Here is a 15,401-nt window from a genome sequence, read left to right on the forward strand (position 1 = left end):
GAACTGTTGGAAAAACGGGGAACTTACACTATCAACTTCCATTTATCAATGTTAATCTCTTTCCCTTTGCTTGAGTTAAGCTGATTTATATATATTTTTTCTTTAGGTAGAATTTAACTTAAATAGTTTATCGCGACCTATTCCTTAAATATGGAGCTCTCTAAGCACCCTACCGTTTCTCGTGGTTGTGAATCGATGACTCAAACTTCTGTAGGGTTTAGAAAAAAAATCTTCATAAAGGTGATTTGAGGGATTCAGTTAATGTTTCTACATCAATTCACTTATACTTAAATTTTTCTGTAGGAATTCTTAAACAACCTTGGTCATAAATTCTGAACTAATTTTTATTCCACATTTTTCATTTAACTATAAACATAACAATTGTTTTTTGTTGTGTAGTCTTTAATTATGCTATTTACAAGCAGCTGCTAATGGAGTAATATTACAATCTTAACCCTATCAACTAACCATTAGCAAAACATTACACAAATATTTTGTTAGACTAATCTAACTTTTTATATTAGCAATGCTAAATTTTTATAAAATCAAGATTAGTGAGATGGACTATGTAATAGAATTATTGGAGGAAAACAAGAAATACCTCGAGAGGCATATCCGGGATAATAACCTTATGCAGAAAAATATGAAGAAAGCTTCCGAAGAATTGAGCCACGTCAGTCAATTAAAACGAGCAATTAAAATTTTAAAACTAAAAAACAGAAAACAATGAAAATTACACAAACATTACCAGAACTTCCGTACGACACAAACGCACTGAATCCGATTATCACGGAGGAAACATTTGACTACCATTACGGAAAACATCACGCCGCGTATGTAAACAATCTTGCAGGGTTGGTAAAAAACACTCCTCTTGAAACCGCTACCGTAGAGGAAATCATACAAAAGGGATTTGCAGAAAACAATGCGGGACTGTTCAATAATGCTGCACAGCATTGGAACCACAGTTTTTTTTGGCATTGTCTTTCGCCAAATGGCGGTAAAGCACCGCAAGGAAGAATAGCCGAACTTATCAATCGTGACTTCGGCAGTTTTGAAGAATTTCAAAATAAATTTTCGGAAACAGCAATCAAGTTATTCGGAGCAGGATGGGCATGGCTGGCACAAAATGACCAAGGTCTATTAGAGATCGTACCGATGAAAGATGCCCATACCCCTTTGACCGAAAACAAAACTCCGATCCTCACGCTGGACGTATGGGAACACGCTTATTATATCGACTACCGCAATGCCCGTCCAAAGTTTGTTGAAGGGTTTTGGGAAATCGTCAACTGGGATTTTGCTAACAAAAATTTAAAATAAAATGAGCGATACCTGTATGAACCACATAGAAAAATATTGGCAAGCATTGACTGTTGCCAACAACGAACTTTTTAACAAAGGAGATTTTGAGAAAGCCTTATCAGGATACAAAGATGCACTGTACCGGGCAGAAGTACTAAACAATCATATTAAAGATTGTGTTCGTCTGAAAATCCCGTTCATACAGGTGTACATCATTTCCTGCAATAACTTGGCAAACACCTATGAGGAATTGGGAAAACTGGAAGAAGCCGAAAATATGCTTAAACGTACGGTTTATTACCTCTTGCATCTTTCGGGTAATAAAGAGCTCAACCTGAACGAGATTCAATCGGAACTAAAAAGAGTCGCATTGACTTATGTCCGTTTTGCAGAAAAAAACAACTCCGGAAAAACAAAACAAGAGCAGCTTTTCTGGACACTCAAAGAACAATTAGTAGAAAATAATTTAATAAAAATAGATTAAAGATTATGTGCAATTCAGTAAAGAAACTTATCAGTAGCCAACAAGCACAATTTGTGCAAAAAGGGATATTATCCATTGGTGACAAACTACCTGATTTTTCAAAAAAAGCAGTAATAACCACCGAAAACGGAATGGAAATTACGGATATAAACCAAAGTCACGCATCACAGCAGGGAAAATGGACAGTACTGTTTTGGTGGCCAAAGGATTTTACGTTTGTCTGTCCCACTGAAATCATCGAGTTCGACAACAGTAACGCAGCATTTGCAGAAAGAAATGCAGTAGTAATCGGTGCTTCTACCGACAGCGAATTTGTCCATTTGGGATGGAGACAAAACCATCCTGACTTAGCAAATCTTACCATTCCAATGCTTGCCGATACTTCCAAATCTCTAGCCGAAGATATGGGCATTTTGGATTGCAACGAAAAAGTTGCTTACCGTGCTACTTTTATTATAGATCCAAAGGGAATCATTCAATGGGTTAGCGTATATCCAATGAGTGTAGGAAGAAATGTAGACGAAGTACTGCGTGTACTGGATGCACTACAAACAGATGAATTAACAGGTTGCGGTTGGACACCGGGACAAAAAACGGTAACAGCAAAATTGAAGGAGGGAAATGCAAAATAATTACTTAAATATAAATTTCATAACCTACTCAAAAAAAGAAGATATTCATGAGGAGGCTGACAATATTATACTCATTGTAACCAAAGAGCAGACAGACCGATTTGAATTTCAAAAGTCATTGGCACAGCGTATTGACAGGGCTTTTTCTCAAAACAATACAGAGATTATTACCGCATTGGGCGATAAGCAAAACTTTATCGCCGTAGCACCCGATAGGGAGAAAGAAGCATTACGCCTGGCGGGAGCCTCTGTGAATGCTTCCCTCAGTAATCAACAAGCTCAGACAACGAGACTTCGAGGATTGGATGAGCTTACAAAGGACGAACGATATGCTTTCCTAGAAGGAATGCTTTTGAGCAGTTACGATTTTGATAAATACAAAACAAAGAAAAAGTCACAGCCAATAACGGTTTATATCCGCAGTCGTTCATTTCCCGAACATAAAATTGCAGAGCTAAATCAGCTTGCAGAAGCCATTTCACTGACCAAAACCCTCGTGAACGAACCTGTCAATTATATGGATGCTCTTCGGTTTTCCGAGGTAGCCACTCAGGTAGGTAAACAGTTCGGTTTTGAAACAGAAGTCCTGCACAAAGAACAGATAGAAGAATTAAAAATGGGCGGTTTATTGGCTGTGAACAAAGGTTCGGAAACACCACCTACGTTCAACATCTTCCATTACAAGCCCGAAAATGCTGTAAATAAAAAACCGTTGGTACTAGTAGGCAAAGGCGTGATGTTCGATACGGGAGGCTACTCGCTGAAGATAAGCGGTAATATGCTCACGATGAAATGTGATATGGCAGGCGGAGCAGCCGTTTTAGGAACAGTTGCTGCTATTGCTGGAAACAAACTGCCTTATCACGTCATTGGTTTAGTTCCTGCCACGGACAACAAAATTTCAGCTAATGCTTTAGTAGTAGATGATGTGATTACAATGATGGACGGAACTACTATAGAAGTACAAAATACCGATGCAGAAGGACGTTTGGTATTAGCTGATGCTCTTACCTATGCCAAAAGATTTGAGCCCGAGTTAGTCATTGATATGGCGACTTTAACAGGCGCCTCGGCTGCCATTACAGGTTCGTTCGGAATAGCCGTTCTAGGAAATGCACAAGAACAGATTGATGAACTAAAGGAAGCTGGCGAGCAGGTTTATGAAAGACTATTGCAACTGCCACTTTGGAAAGAATACAAGGAATTACTGAAATCATCGGTTGCGGATATGAGCAATTTAGGTGGTCCGATTGGTGGCGTAAGCACCTCTTCCATTTTTCTAGAGCACTTTACGGATTATCCGTGGATACACCTCGATATTGCCGGAGCAGCATTTGTCAAAGAAGCAAAAGGTTACAGACAAAGTGGCGCCACGGCCGTGCCTGTCCGTCTGTTGTATGAATTTGTCAATAAGTTGATTAGTAAAAGACAAGAATAATGAATAAAAAAATTATTTATTTCATCCTCATGGTTAGCTGCTTTTTAATAGGCTGTCAGAAAGCTAATAAGAAAATATCAAAATTAGAGCCTATCCCCTCTAGTGTAAAGATTGAATGGACTGCCTATAAAACGACCGAAAAAATTCCTGTAAAAGGTGAGTTTGGCAAAATTAGTTTAGATAATCTTGGCAACGGGAGCACAATAGATAGTATAATGAACAAAGCTAATTTTAGAATTGATGCTTTCAATTTGAAAACGGGTGATGTCGGTAGAGACAATAAAATAAAAGAGACATTCTTTGGATTGATGAACGAGCCAGGCATTATTTCGGGACAGTTTATTGTTAATAATGGTAACTGGTTTGTACAATTAAAAATGAACGGAATAACGATAAAACAGATCCCAGCCAAAGTGAATTACGAGAATCAATTTATGACCTTAAACACTAAAATTGAATTAATTGATTTTAAAGCACTGAAAGCTCTAGAAACTCTAAATGAGGTTTGTTATGATTTGCATAAAGGCAAGGACGGTGTGAGTAAAACTTGGGAAACAGTAGATGTTATAGCTACAATGAAATTTAAGAATATCTCTCAAAATGAATGAACCGATTTTACAAAATAACAAAGACCGTTTTGTCATTTTCCCCATTCAACACGATGACATCTGGCAGTTTTACAAAAAAGCAGAGGCCAGCTTTTGGACTGCCGAAGAAGTAGATCTGTCATCGGATATGAACGACTGGCAAAATAAATTGAATAAGGATGAGCGCTATTTTATATCGCACGTGCTAGCATTTTTTGCGGCAAGCGATGGCATAGTCAATGAAAATCTTGCAGTAAATTTTGTGCAGGAAGTACAATACCCCGAAGCCCGATTTTTTTATGGTTTTCAGATTATGATTGAGAATATCCATTCGGAAATGTATTCCTTATTGATTGATACATACATAAAAGATCCTAAAGAAAAAGATTACCTGTTACGGGCTATCGAAACCATCCCCTGTGTAGGCAAAAAAGCCGATTGGGCATTAGAATGGATTGAAAGTGACAATTTCGCCGAAAGGCTGATTGCGTTTGCTGCTGTGGAAGGAATTTTCTTTTCGGGAAGTTTCTGCTCTATCTTCTGGCTGAAGAAAAGAGGGTTGATGCCCGGTCTGACATTTTCAAACGAACTCATCAGCCGTGACGAGGGTCTTCATTGTGATTTTGCGTGCTTACTATATGTCAATCATTTAAAAAATAAGTTGCCCGAAGAAACCGTACAGAAAATAATTGCAGATGCGGTTAAGGTTGAAAAAGAATTTGTAACTGAAGCGCTGCCCGTCAGGCTTATCGGTATGAATGCCGAATTGATGTGTCAGTATATCGAGTTTGTAGCGGACAGATTGCTTGTTGCATTAGGCTGTAAAAAGGTCTGGAACGCCACAAATCCATTCGACTTTATGGAATTAATTTCCCTACAAGGCAAAACTAATTTTTTTGAACGTCGCGTAGGCGAATACCAAAAGTCTGGTGTAGCACAGGGTGAAAAGGAAAATAACAGCTTTTCACTGGATGAAGATTTTTGATCAGTGAAGTGTGGAAAAAACGATTAACTAAAACAATCAACTCTCAATTATTAACCAAGAAAAAATGTTTGTAATAAAAAGAAACGGAAAACAGGAAGCTGTACATTTTGATAAGATTACTGCACGGATTCATAAATTAGTCTACGGACTTTCAGTAGATGAGAAAGACGTAATCGAAATAGCCAAGAAAGTGATTCAGGGCATTTATGACAATGTAACTACGACCGAACTCGATAACCTTGCTGCCGAAACTGCAGCTGCCTATACCACGGTACACCCCGATTTTGCAGTACTGGCTGCACGTATTTCCGTCAGTAATTTGCACAAGAATACGCTAAAATCCTTTTCTAAAACAGCTAAATTGCTGTATGACTATATCGATCCGGTAACCAATACGCGAGCACCTTTATTGTCTGAGGAAACTTATGATATCATCCGCAACAATGCCGATGAAATTGACAGCAGTATCATCTACGACCGAGATTATAACTTTGATTATTTCGGTTTCAAAACACTGGAGCGCTCTTATCTCATCCGTACCAATGGCAAAGTAACCGAACGTCCACAACACTTGTTTATGCGGGTGGCTTTAGGAATCCATAAGCAAGATATCAAAGCTGCTATCGAAACCTACAATCTGATGAGCGAAAAATGGTTTATCCACGCTACACCTACCTTGTTCAATGCAGGAACGCCCAAGCCACAAATGTCGTCATGCTTTCTATTAAGTATGACTGAAGATAGTATTGCAGGGATTTTTGATACCCTAAAACGTTGCGCCTTGATTTCGCAGTCGGCAGGTGGTATTGGATTGAGCATTCATAATGTAAGGGCAGCAGGCAGTTACATTAAAGGCACCGGCGGTATTTCTAATGGAATTATCCCGATGCTAAGAGTGTATAACGATACGGCACGTTATGTGGATCAGGGCGGTGGTAAACGTAAGGGAGCAATTGCTGTATATCTAGAGCCTTGGCACGCCGATATCTTTGACTTCTTGGACCTTCGCAAAAACCATGGCAAGGAAGAAATGCGGGCAAGAGATCTATTTCCTGCATTGTGGATCCCTGATCTGTTTATGCAACGAGTAGAAGAAAATGCCGATTGGTCTTTGTTTGATCCAAATGAAGCTCCTGGTTTGTACGATGTGTATGGAAGCTCGTTTGAGAAACTTTATCAATGCTACGAAAGCGAAGGTAGATTCCGTAGGCAAGTGAAAGCCCGAGAGTTGTGGAATGCTATACTCGAAGCACAGATAGAAACAGGAACACCCTATATGTGCTACAAAGATGCTGCAAACGAGAAGTCTAATCAAAAAAATATTGGAGTAATTCGCAGCTCCAATCTTTGCACCGAAATAATGGAATACACGAGTGCCGATGAGGTGGCGGTGTGTAACCTCGCATCGCTAGCATTGCCTCGATATGTTTCCGAAAATGGTTTTGACTTTCAGAAACTGTATGAAGTCACCAAAATAGTTACTCGGAATCTTAACAAAGTGATAGACGGGAATTACTATCCCGTACCCGAAACCGAAAATTCCAATTTCAAACATCGTCCGATTGGATTAGGTGTACAAGGACTGGCAGATGTGTTTCTGTTGTTGCGGATGCCTTTTGAAAGTGAGAAAGCACGACAACTGAATAAAGATATTTTTGAAACGATATACTATGCAGCAATGGAGAGCTCCATGGAACTGGCGAAGGAAGAAGGAGCTTACGAGAGTTTTAAGGGATCGCCACTTTCCGAAGGAAAGTTTCAGTTTGATTTATGGGATGTAAAGCCATCAGACCGTTGGGATTGGAAAGGTTTACGTAAAAATGTAATGGAATTTGGCGTACGCAATTCCCTGTTAGTGGCTCCGATGCCTACAGCTTCTACTTCTCAGATATTAGGCAACAATGAATGTTTTGAACCTTATACTAGTAACATTTATAACAGGCGTGTACTTTCAGGTGAGTTTGTAATGGTCAATAAGCATTTAATAAAAGACCTGATAGAGTTAAACCTTTGGGACGCCCGAATGAAAAACAAGTTGATTGCCGAGAATGGCTCTGTTCAAAATATTGAGGAAATTCCCGCTAACTTAAAAGAACTGTACAAGACTGTTTGGGAGATTAAACAGAAAACCATCATTGATATGGCTGCCGATAGGGGTGCATTTATCTGTCAGTCCCAATCGCTCAACCTATTTATGGCAGAACCCAATATGGCAAAGCTGACTTCGATGCACTTCTATGCTTGGAAAAGCGGATTGAAAACAGGTATGTATTACCTGCGCACTAAAGCAGCGGCAGATGCTATCAAATTCACAGTAGAAAAAGTACAATCATCGGAAGACAAACAAGTGGATATTTCCTGCTCGTTGGACAATCCCGACGAGTGTATTGTCTGTGGAAGCTAATACTATAGTGTAGAGCTAAAAAGAGGAAAGTAAAAAGTGATAAAAAAATCTAAATTATCAACTAAATAACTTTGAAAAAATATTTTTTTTTGGAAAAAACGTATCACCCTATATCCCTGATTGCTGATAAACTTCAGCTTGAAGAAGTTTCATTCAAACATTCAAACGAGGAAAAATTTGAGGAACTGGCGCGCTATTTAGACAGATTGATACAATCCGATTTCAACAGCTTGTTAAGCATTTTGTACCGAATAGATGTATCGGAAGAAAAAGTAAAAAAAGCACTGGCTGAAAATAAAGACAAACTACCCGCAGCGCAAATTATCGCACAGTTGCTAATTGAAAGGGAAATTCAAAAAATAAACCTTAGAGCAAAATACAGTAAGAAATAACCATAAAGGATTTTCATATCTTAACGAAGGCTTTTCCTCTAAACACATTAAGTGTATAAACTAAATTTATCGAGGGTTTGACTTTCTTAAAGTTAAACCCTTTTATCCAATATAGTTAAAAAATGGTTTAAAAAATGCCCAAATTCCTAATGGGCATTGACCATTTCTTCGTAACCTCCCTTAAAGCTGATAATACGAATTTACCTTATCAATTAATCCAGAAACGTGTTCAAAAATATCTTCTCCTTGAGTTGCGTTAGAGAAAAACCAAAATCTTTTATTTCGTTGAAGAATTTTACTGTTCCTTCTTACACACATACTTACTTAATTTAATGTTTTTTTCGAAATTTGAATTGCTCTGAATCCTTTTTCAGTCATTTCTTTTTTAAACTGCACCTTGTCTCCTACTTTAAGTAATTCTTTTGATTCTTTGAAATGGAAGAAAATTTTATCGTTAGAAGCTGGTACTTTAATAAAACCAAAACCTTTTGAATCGTTGTAGATATCAACCATACCTTCTATAAAATTATCTCTGCTATTAGATTCTAATCTTTTATAATTCAGCAAATCGGCCTCTTTGTCTTGTAAATGAGGTGGTACATCTGTAAAATTACCAAGTACATCAACATAGACAATCATATCTTCTAATGATTTTCCTTTGTTGTTATTCTCTTTTCTGTTCTCCCTTTTGTTTAATTTTTCTAATTTTTTTAATGCTTTCTTTTTGTTTTTTTCTTTTTTAGATGTAGAATCTGCCATAAATGTTTGTATAGATTTTTTGTTATTAATACTGATAAAACCTAAGAAAACATGAATTAATTATCCAACAACATTTTTATAATTATATAATAATGCGATGAAAATTACAAGTATACGTTTTAGAAAACAGAAGTTAAAATTATATTGACTAGGTCAATTAGTGAATTAAAAAAAGTAAAATAAAGAATACAATTGTAAACGATTAAGGCAAAATATCTTCTTAAGTATTATGCAAATTTAATAAATTTTAATGAATTTTAATGAATTAAATGGTATTAATTTCTAGAGAATTCTTTTTGACAAAAAAAGTACTAATCTAATTGTAATTAGAACTTAGATTTTGTCATGATTGATTCTTTAAAACTGATAAATAAAAGTGTTAATATTCATACCTGCGCCAACAGATGCAAATAAAACCACATCGCCTTCATTTATCTGGTGATTATCTAAATCATTATCCATAATCATTTTCAAAAGAATGGGAATTGTTGCCACACTACTATTGCCAAGTTTATAGATATTCATTGGCATAATATTTTTTGGCACATCTTGATCATATAAACTATAAAAGCGTTTTACGATTGCTTCGTCCATTTTTTCGTTGGCTTGATGAATAATTATTTTACTGATATCATCTATTCTATATGCACTATCATCAACACATTTTTTCATTGCTAATGGCACTTTAGATAAAGCAAACTCATAAATTTTTCGACCATACATTTTGATGTATTTGGTATTCGGACATTTTTCTGAATTATATGATTTTCCAAAGAACAGATAATCTTTTTCTTCGTTAGCATAAGAGGCAGATAAATGAGCTTGTATTCCTTTGTTGTTAGAAGAAGCTTCTAAAATCGCTGCTCCTGCACCATCTGCATATATCATCGTATCTCGGTCGTGCTCATCTACTACTCTCGAAAGAGTTTCAGCACCAATTACCAAACATCTTTTTGCTAAGCCTGCTTTTATAAATGTATTAGCTTGTATTATTCCTTCTATCCAACCAGGACAACCAAAAATAATATCGTAAGCAACACAATAAGGATTCTCAATTTTCAATAAGTTTTTTACTCTTGCAGCAAGACTTGGCACCATATCAGACTGAATCGTATCGTGTTTTACATCTCCAAAATTATGAGCGAATATAATATAGTCAATAGTTTCAGCATCAATCTTCGCATTTATAATCGCAGAAGCTGCAGCCATATATCCTAAATCAGATGTTACTTGATCTTTTTTAGCATATCGACGCTCTTCTATTCCTGTTATTTGCTTTAATTTATGTGAAATAGTAGCATTATTTTGATCTAAAATTTCACCATGCTCATTATAAAATTGATGTTCATTGAAAAAGTTATTTGATATTTTTTCGGATGGAATGTATTTTCCTATTCCTATAAAGTGATTTGTCATACTTATTTAATAAATAGAAGAGTTATAATCTACTATTATTTACAATCTCGTGAAAACTAAATTAATAATAGTATAAAATTATATTTTTAACGTAAAATTGATGTCTAACTAAAAAATTAAAAAACTCTTAATTTTTATTTATTCTAATAATAAGACTTGTAGGATTGTTTGGTTGTTTCTGAAAAATTTATTGACCAAAGTTTATTGTCCTATTTGTATTAGTGCTGAAAAAATCTTTTAAACTTAATTCTAAAAGATTAAGTTTAAGTTATCCATTTAGGTTCGGATATATCAAAAAATTAAAGAAGTCGAAAATTGCAGATGTATTATCCGTTCCTGCTCTTTTTCTAGCAAACGGAAATGTTTTGCACATGAATTTCGGAGCATCTATCGAAGATGTAAAATAAATTATAACCCCCTCCCGAAAACATAACTTACGGAAGAGGTTAAAACTTCTAAAAACATGTTATTGCTTTTTAGTTTTATATTTTTGAGGAAGTACAATCTCTTTCAAAACCTCATCCGCTTTCTTTTCTCCATTTATTACATATAATTAAATAGAAGAATTTCATAAACATTTATTTATGCTTTTTTTATAAGCTAATATGTAAAAATAGGCATTGATATTTATTTCTTAGAGCGAATCAACTTTAATAAAGTTTCTCTGTGCTTAGCACTTTTAGCCCATTGTGGCAAACGCGAAGCAATACTGTCGTTTTGCATGGGAATTCCGTTTCTATTTCGGTCTTTACTACCAATATAATTTTCGATAACTTCTAGATGCATTAGATTATATGCCCAGATAATTCCCCAAGGAGTTTCTATAATGTACCACAACGGAAAATTAAAATACGGATCGGTTTGCGAATCAAAAAACAAGACTCGGGCATATTTTGTAACTCCTCTACTATTCGTAAAAACGGGAAATTTAGGCGTATTGGCATACTTTAATACATAAACACAATATGTGCAGGTAAATTGTATTGCCTCTTCAAAACCAACCGTATTACTTACAGGTTGCCCGCCCGAAACTACTGCTTTTTTACTACAACGCGGACATACTACAGCAATGGTATCCAAAAAATCTGTGTTTTTTAATTGATACGGATTGGTTTTCATGGTAGAAATTCTCTGATATTAGTCGCAAGAAGCACTAAAATCTCTTAATAAAATAGGGTTCCAGTTTTGGTTATAATCTGCAATGCTTTTTCGGCGAGCACTTTCGGCTTCGTCCCAAGTAGCATAAGGTCCGAAAGCGATCATACGGTTTAATCCGTTAAAACCACGACGTTTACCATAATATGCCGAATAAAAACTGTTGAGCTCATTGGTTATTCCTGTATCAATAGGCAAATAGTCTTCTTTACAGCGGGTAGAAAATATATTGCTTACCACAGGCTGTATATTAGCTACACTTTGGTTGGGCATAGGTAAATACTCCCAACCCACGGCATAAAAATATTTGGTTTTACTTTCGCCTTTTTGGGCAAATACCGTAACGCTTAACAAAAGCGTTACGGTAAAAATGAATAATTTTTTCATAGTTTTATTATTTAGGTGCGAATGGATCGGTTTCGGGTTCGTCTTGTACTATTTTTATTAAATGCTCCAAAGCATTTTTTAGGCGTTTAGCGTCTTCTTCTGATGATATCCATGCAAAAATATTTTTACCATTATCTGAGCCTTTTATGAGATATTTACTAGGTTCGTCTTCACTAATCACCAATGTTTTATATTTCATTAATTCTTTTCTATAAGAATCTCCATTAGAATAAGACACTTCTAATACTTTTCCGTCTAATGTAACCTTTTCTACTTTCATAATAGTACCAGAACTATCTGTGAAGCTATACGTTTTCTTATATAAATCGTTGATGTATTTTACGGTTTCGTCTTTAGTTTGCGAAAAAGCAGAAATACTAAACAACATAAATACTGTTGTTATAAAAGTTGTTATTGTTTTACTTACATTCATATTTATTTGATTTTTGTGTTCGTGAAATATATTCATCGACTGAAAAGAGATAATCTTTGATTTCATTGTTTTAAAATTTAATGTTTGTTTAACCCCAACGGAGTTTTAAACTCCGTTGGGGTTGTTATTATTTAATCAAACGAAATAGGTTCTGGCGCATTGCACAGTTTACGCAAATGCTGAAATGCTTTGTAGATTTTTAAGGATTTGTAATCTTGGAAGTCGTCATCAAAAGTACCTATTTCCATAGGAATATATTCATAGTTTCCATTATCATTTTTTTGCTTAAAAATAAACCTAATCAACTTTGTTGCTGATACGATCAGTCCATTCTCATCCTTATTTTCGAATCTAGATTCATTTGTTTCTATAGATTCTGTTTTACTAATGTCAATATTATAATTTTTAGTATAACCATCATAATTAAATGTTTCATCTCCTTTAGACAAACTAAACTTATAGACATTCTTATAGTTTCGTAATTGGTAATCTAATACACAATTTTTCATCTTCATATCAGAAAATTTATATATATATTCATCTTTATATTCGGATGAACCACTAAAAGTATGTTGATAAACCTTTATCTCATTTAACTCACTCTTTATATACTGCAAGGTTTCTTCTTTAGTTGGTTTCCCGTCCTGTGCGTAGCTTATGGTTAAGCTAAAAAGTGCTAATAATATTGTTGTTATTGTTTTCATATTTTTACTTTGTTTTTAAAATTTGTTAGATTAGTTTTTTTGATTCTTATTTTGTTTACTCTCTCCTCCTAAATCTATTTTGAATAGCTCATAACCTATACCAAAGCCTACCCAAGGCTTTCCGTTATATTGCCATTGATAATTTTTCTGGTTATTTATGTGATCCCAACCAACATATACCCCAGCTTGCACCCGTTTGTATTGTAACATAGCTCCTCCTAAAAATGACAAGGCAACAGCATCTATTTCTGCTTTATCATTAATTCCAATAGAATTATTATTGTTTAGTTTTACACTGCCAAATCCAGCACCAGCCTGAAGATAAAACCCCGTATTATAAAACTGCCAAATTCTATAATTTAATAGAGAATTTATGTTAAAAGTTGTTTCAAAGCTTCTTTCTTCTTGAATCCTAAATTTAAAAGGAAGATTCAAAATACCGATTGAAAAACGGTCAATAGGCTCGTAAAATTCCGTTTTTGCTAAAAACTCTTCTTCTGTGACTTTAAAAACTTTGTCATTGTAATATAAACTTCTGTCTTTTTTATTAACTTCTTCACAATTATCTTTTTTCCTGCATTTTAGTTTTACATAACTAGGATAAACTTTTAACCAATATTCTCCATTTACTTTATCTATTTTTGTTATTTTAAACTGAATTTCTGATTCTAGATAATTTAAAGTCAAATTATTTTTATCGAGTATTTCATTAGACTCTATATTTGTAGCTGAATGTTCCATATCTGCAATAGACCTAACAATATCCCCTGCCTTGAATTCTTTCTCCTGCCCCCACACCCCGCCCGAAACCATCAAGGCAAAAAGTGCTAATAGTATTGTTCTCATAATCTTAAATAGTTAAAATGCTTCGTTTTTAGTTTCTTCGCAAAACGTTGCTAAGTGGTTTAATGCTTTTGCCATACGTTCAGCAAGATTGGCTTCTTCTTTGTAGTCAAAGTCGGGAATCAGATTAACATACCCTTTTTGGGTAGTTTTGGAAAAGAAATGCTTGTAATCATACAATACAACATCTTTTTCTGCAATTACCACATCGTCATCACTAATACCCCATTTAGATGCATTTGGATTGAAAGAAATTTCAGTTATGTAACCATAAGTTGTTGTACGATTAATTTCATATTTGTCTTCTTTCACACCATATCGTAATTCAATCCTGCAAGGTGTAATAACAAGTGAGTAAGTCAATTCATCATAAGAGCCATCATAATTTTCTTTTGTGTATCCTTGTATTTTATGATATTTCTCAAACTTTTCCTTTATCCATGCAATGGTTTCTTCTTTGGTTTGCGCTTGGCTTAGGTTTGCAAAACCAAGAACGCATAATATAAGTAGTAATCTTTTCATTATCTTAAATAGTTAATTGTTAAAATGTTTCGGTTTTCTTTTCGCAAAAAGTATTTAAATGTTGTAAGGCTTTCAAAAATCTTACACCTAAATCATCTTCCCTTGAAAAATCCACAAAGGAATGTATATAGTCTTCGTACTTTACTTTTTTGGTATCTCCCTCAAAATATTTAACAACGTTAGATTTGAAATTCAAATTATAACCACCATAGCTCACCGGATTTGTTGGTAGTGTAATTTCATCCCATAGATCTTTCCTTCCTTTTACCAGATACCGTTTAATTACAATTTCACATTCATTAATTTTTATTACTTCACTCTCCATAAAAGCATATTTCTCTATCTTTTCTTTAATCCATGCAATGGTTTCTTCTTTGGTTTGCGCTTGGCTTAGGTTTGCAAAACCTAAGACCATTATAATTAATAGTATTTTTTTCATAATCTTAAATAGTTAATTGTTTATACTTATTTTAATCCCAGCTTAACGGCTCGGGTGCATTGCACAATTTGCGTAAGTGGTTTAATACTTTATATGGATTTGTAGTTTTATAAGCTTCAGCCAATTGGTAAAAATCATTATTAGTGCTAAATCCATTGTTAAATTGAAGCAGTTCAATCTTTTGTGTTTCTTTATAGTTTTCATCTACTAAAACAAACGTTAAAACCCAACCTCTATCAAAATGACCTATACCCGCCGAGTCAAACCCCATAAGTGCATCAGCAATCACTAAATTAGAATCAATACGAATTATTTTACTCATATCTATATCAATCGTTTTAGTTTGTACCGGTGCATTTTCAGCTTTTTCTCTATCTTCTCCTTCTTGATAATTTATAGTTACTTCCAATACACACGAATTATCTTTCATTGCAAAAGAAGTTTTTGAAAGTATACAATTATTTTTTTGATCTTGTTTCCCAATAGTTGTAAATCCCCCAAAAACTCCGACAGTTT

Annotated in this window: 18 protein-coding genes; 8 read left to right on the forward strand and 10 right to left on the reverse strand. The window is 34.8% G+C overall.

Annotated features, from left to right (window positions below; translation table 11 throughout):
• The first annotated feature begins 726 nt into the window (after window positions 1-726).
• From HMPREF2660_RS00775 to HMPREF2660_RS00810, 8 genes are all read left to right on the forward strand, one after another.
• Entirely contained in the window at window positions 727-1,323 is a 597-nt protein-coding gene (locus HMPREF2660_RS00775; protein ID WP_013597299.1) for a superoxide dismutase, read from the forward strand.
• Between the two features lies 1 nt (window position 1,324).
• Window positions 1,325-1,789, forward strand: a complete 465-nt coding sequence (locus HMPREF2660_RS00780; RefSeq protein WP_070485233.1) for a tetratricopeptide repeat protein — start codon at window positions 1,325-1,327, stop codon at window positions 1,787-1,789.
• Window positions 1,790-1,794: 5 nt separating this feature from the next.
• Window positions 1,795-2,421 (forward strand): peroxiredoxin, encoded by a 627-nt coding sequence (locus HMPREF2660_RS00785; protein ID WP_013597301.1) that lies wholly within the window; start codon window positions 1,795-1,797, stop codon window positions 2,419-2,421.
• A 250-nt stretch (window positions 2,422-2,671) separates the two neighbouring features.
• Complete coding sequence (locus tag HMPREF2660_RS00790) at window positions 2,672-3,859, forward strand: leucyl aminopeptidase family protein (RefSeq protein ID WP_255356387.1); 1,188 nt, start codon at window positions 2,672-2,674, stop codon at window positions 3,857-3,859.
• On the forward strand, window positions 3,859-4,467 hold the full coding sequence (locus HMPREF2660_RS00795; protein WP_013597303.1) for a YceI family protein: 609 nt from the start codon (window positions 3,859-3,861) through the stop codon (window positions 4,465-4,467). The genes HMPREF2660_RS00790 and HMPREF2660_RS00795 overlap by 1 nt, the downstream gene beginning before the upstream one ends.
• The gene (locus tag HMPREF2660_RS00800) at window positions 4,460-5,431 is read left to right on the forward strand and encodes a ribonucleoside-diphosphate reductase small subunit (RefSeq protein WP_070485237.1); all 972 of its coding nucleotides are present in this window, start codon (window positions 4,460-4,462) and stop codon (window positions 5,429-5,431) included. The genes HMPREF2660_RS00795 and HMPREF2660_RS00800 overlap by 8 nt, the downstream gene beginning before the upstream one ends.
• A gap of 64 nt (window positions 5,432-5,495) precedes the next feature.
• Window positions 5,496-7,835, forward strand: a complete 2,340-nt coding sequence (locus tag HMPREF2660_RS00805) for a ribonucleoside-diphosphate reductase subunit alpha (protein ID WP_070485239.1) — start codon at window positions 5,496-5,498, stop codon at window positions 7,833-7,835.
• 89 nt (window positions 7,836-7,924) lie between these two features.
• The gene (locus HMPREF2660_RS00810; RefSeq protein ID WP_052295745.1) at window positions 7,925-8,227 is read left to right on the forward strand and encodes a hypothetical protein; all 303 of its coding nucleotides are present in this window, start codon (window positions 7,925-7,927) and stop codon (window positions 8,225-8,227) included.
• Between the two features lie 324 nt (window positions 8,228-8,551).
• On the opposite strand, the gene HMPREF2660_RS00815 is transcribed toward HMPREF2660_RS00810, so the two are convergent.
• The 10 genes from HMPREF2660_RS00815 to HMPREF2660_RS10925 all read right to left on the reverse strand — a co-directional run.
• Window positions 8,552-8,986, reverse strand: coding sequence for a cold shock domain-containing protein (locus HMPREF2660_RS00815; protein ID WP_032132070.1), 435 nt, complete (start codon window positions 8,984-8,986; stop codon window positions 8,552-8,554).
• Window positions 8,987-9,343: 357 nt separating this feature from the next.
• Window positions 9,344-10,402, reverse strand: a complete 1,059-nt coding sequence (locus HMPREF2660_RS00820) for a 3-oxoacyl-ACP synthase III family protein (RefSeq protein WP_070485240.1) — start codon at window positions 10,400-10,402, stop codon at window positions 9,344-9,346.
• Window positions 10,403-11,029: 627 nt separating this feature from the next.
• Window positions 11,030-11,521 (reverse strand): hypothetical protein, encoded by a 492-nt coding sequence (locus tag HMPREF2660_RS00830; RefSeq protein ID WP_070485242.1) that lies wholly within the window; start codon window positions 11,519-11,521, stop codon window positions 11,030-11,032.
• Window positions 11,522-11,539: 18 nt separating this feature from the next.
• Complete coding sequence (locus HMPREF2660_RS00835) at window positions 11,540-11,944, reverse strand: hypothetical protein (RefSeq protein WP_070485244.1); 405 nt, start codon at window positions 11,942-11,944, stop codon at window positions 11,540-11,542.
• 7 nt (window positions 11,945-11,951) lie between these two features.
• A complete protein-coding gene (locus tag HMPREF2660_RS00840) occupies window positions 11,952-12,443 on the reverse strand; it encodes a hypothetical protein (RefSeq protein WP_141743527.1) in 492 nt (163 codons plus the stop codon).
• 65 nt (window positions 12,444-12,508) lie between these two features.
• Window positions 12,509-13,081 carry a hypothetical protein gene (locus tag HMPREF2660_RS00845; protein WP_070485248.1) on the reverse strand — a complete coding sequence of 191 codons (573 nt, stop codon included), beginning with the start codon at window positions 13,079-13,081 and terminating at the stop codon, window positions 12,509-12,511.
• A 30-nt stretch (window positions 13,082-13,111) separates the two neighbouring features.
• Window positions 13,112-13,927: a hypothetical protein gene (locus tag HMPREF2660_RS00850; RefSeq protein ID WP_141743528.1), complete on the reverse strand. Its 816-nt coding sequence runs from the start codon at window positions 13,925-13,927 to the stop codon at window positions 13,112-13,114.
• 12 nt (window positions 13,928-13,939) lie between these two features.
• Window positions 13,940-14,446, reverse strand: coding sequence for a hypothetical protein (locus tag HMPREF2660_RS00855; RefSeq protein ID WP_070485252.1), 507 nt, complete (start codon window positions 14,444-14,446; stop codon window positions 13,940-13,942).
• 19 nt (window positions 14,447-14,465) lie between these two features.
• Window positions 14,466-14,885, reverse strand: a complete 420-nt coding sequence (locus HMPREF2660_RS00860; RefSeq protein ID WP_070485254.1) for a hypothetical protein — start codon at window positions 14,883-14,885, stop codon at window positions 14,466-14,468.
• A gap of 31 nt (window positions 14,886-14,916) precedes the next feature.
• A partial coding sequence (locus tag HMPREF2660_RS10925; RefSeq protein ID WP_168160772.1) for a hypothetical protein occupies window positions 14,917-15,401 on the reverse strand: 485 nt, incomplete at its 5' end.

The sequence above is a fragment of the Weeksella sp. HMSC059D05 genome, from assembly GCF_001809725.1.
Taxonomy (GTDB): Bacteria; Bacteroidota; Bacteroidia; order Flavobacteriales; family Weeksellaceae; genus Weeksella; species Weeksella virosa.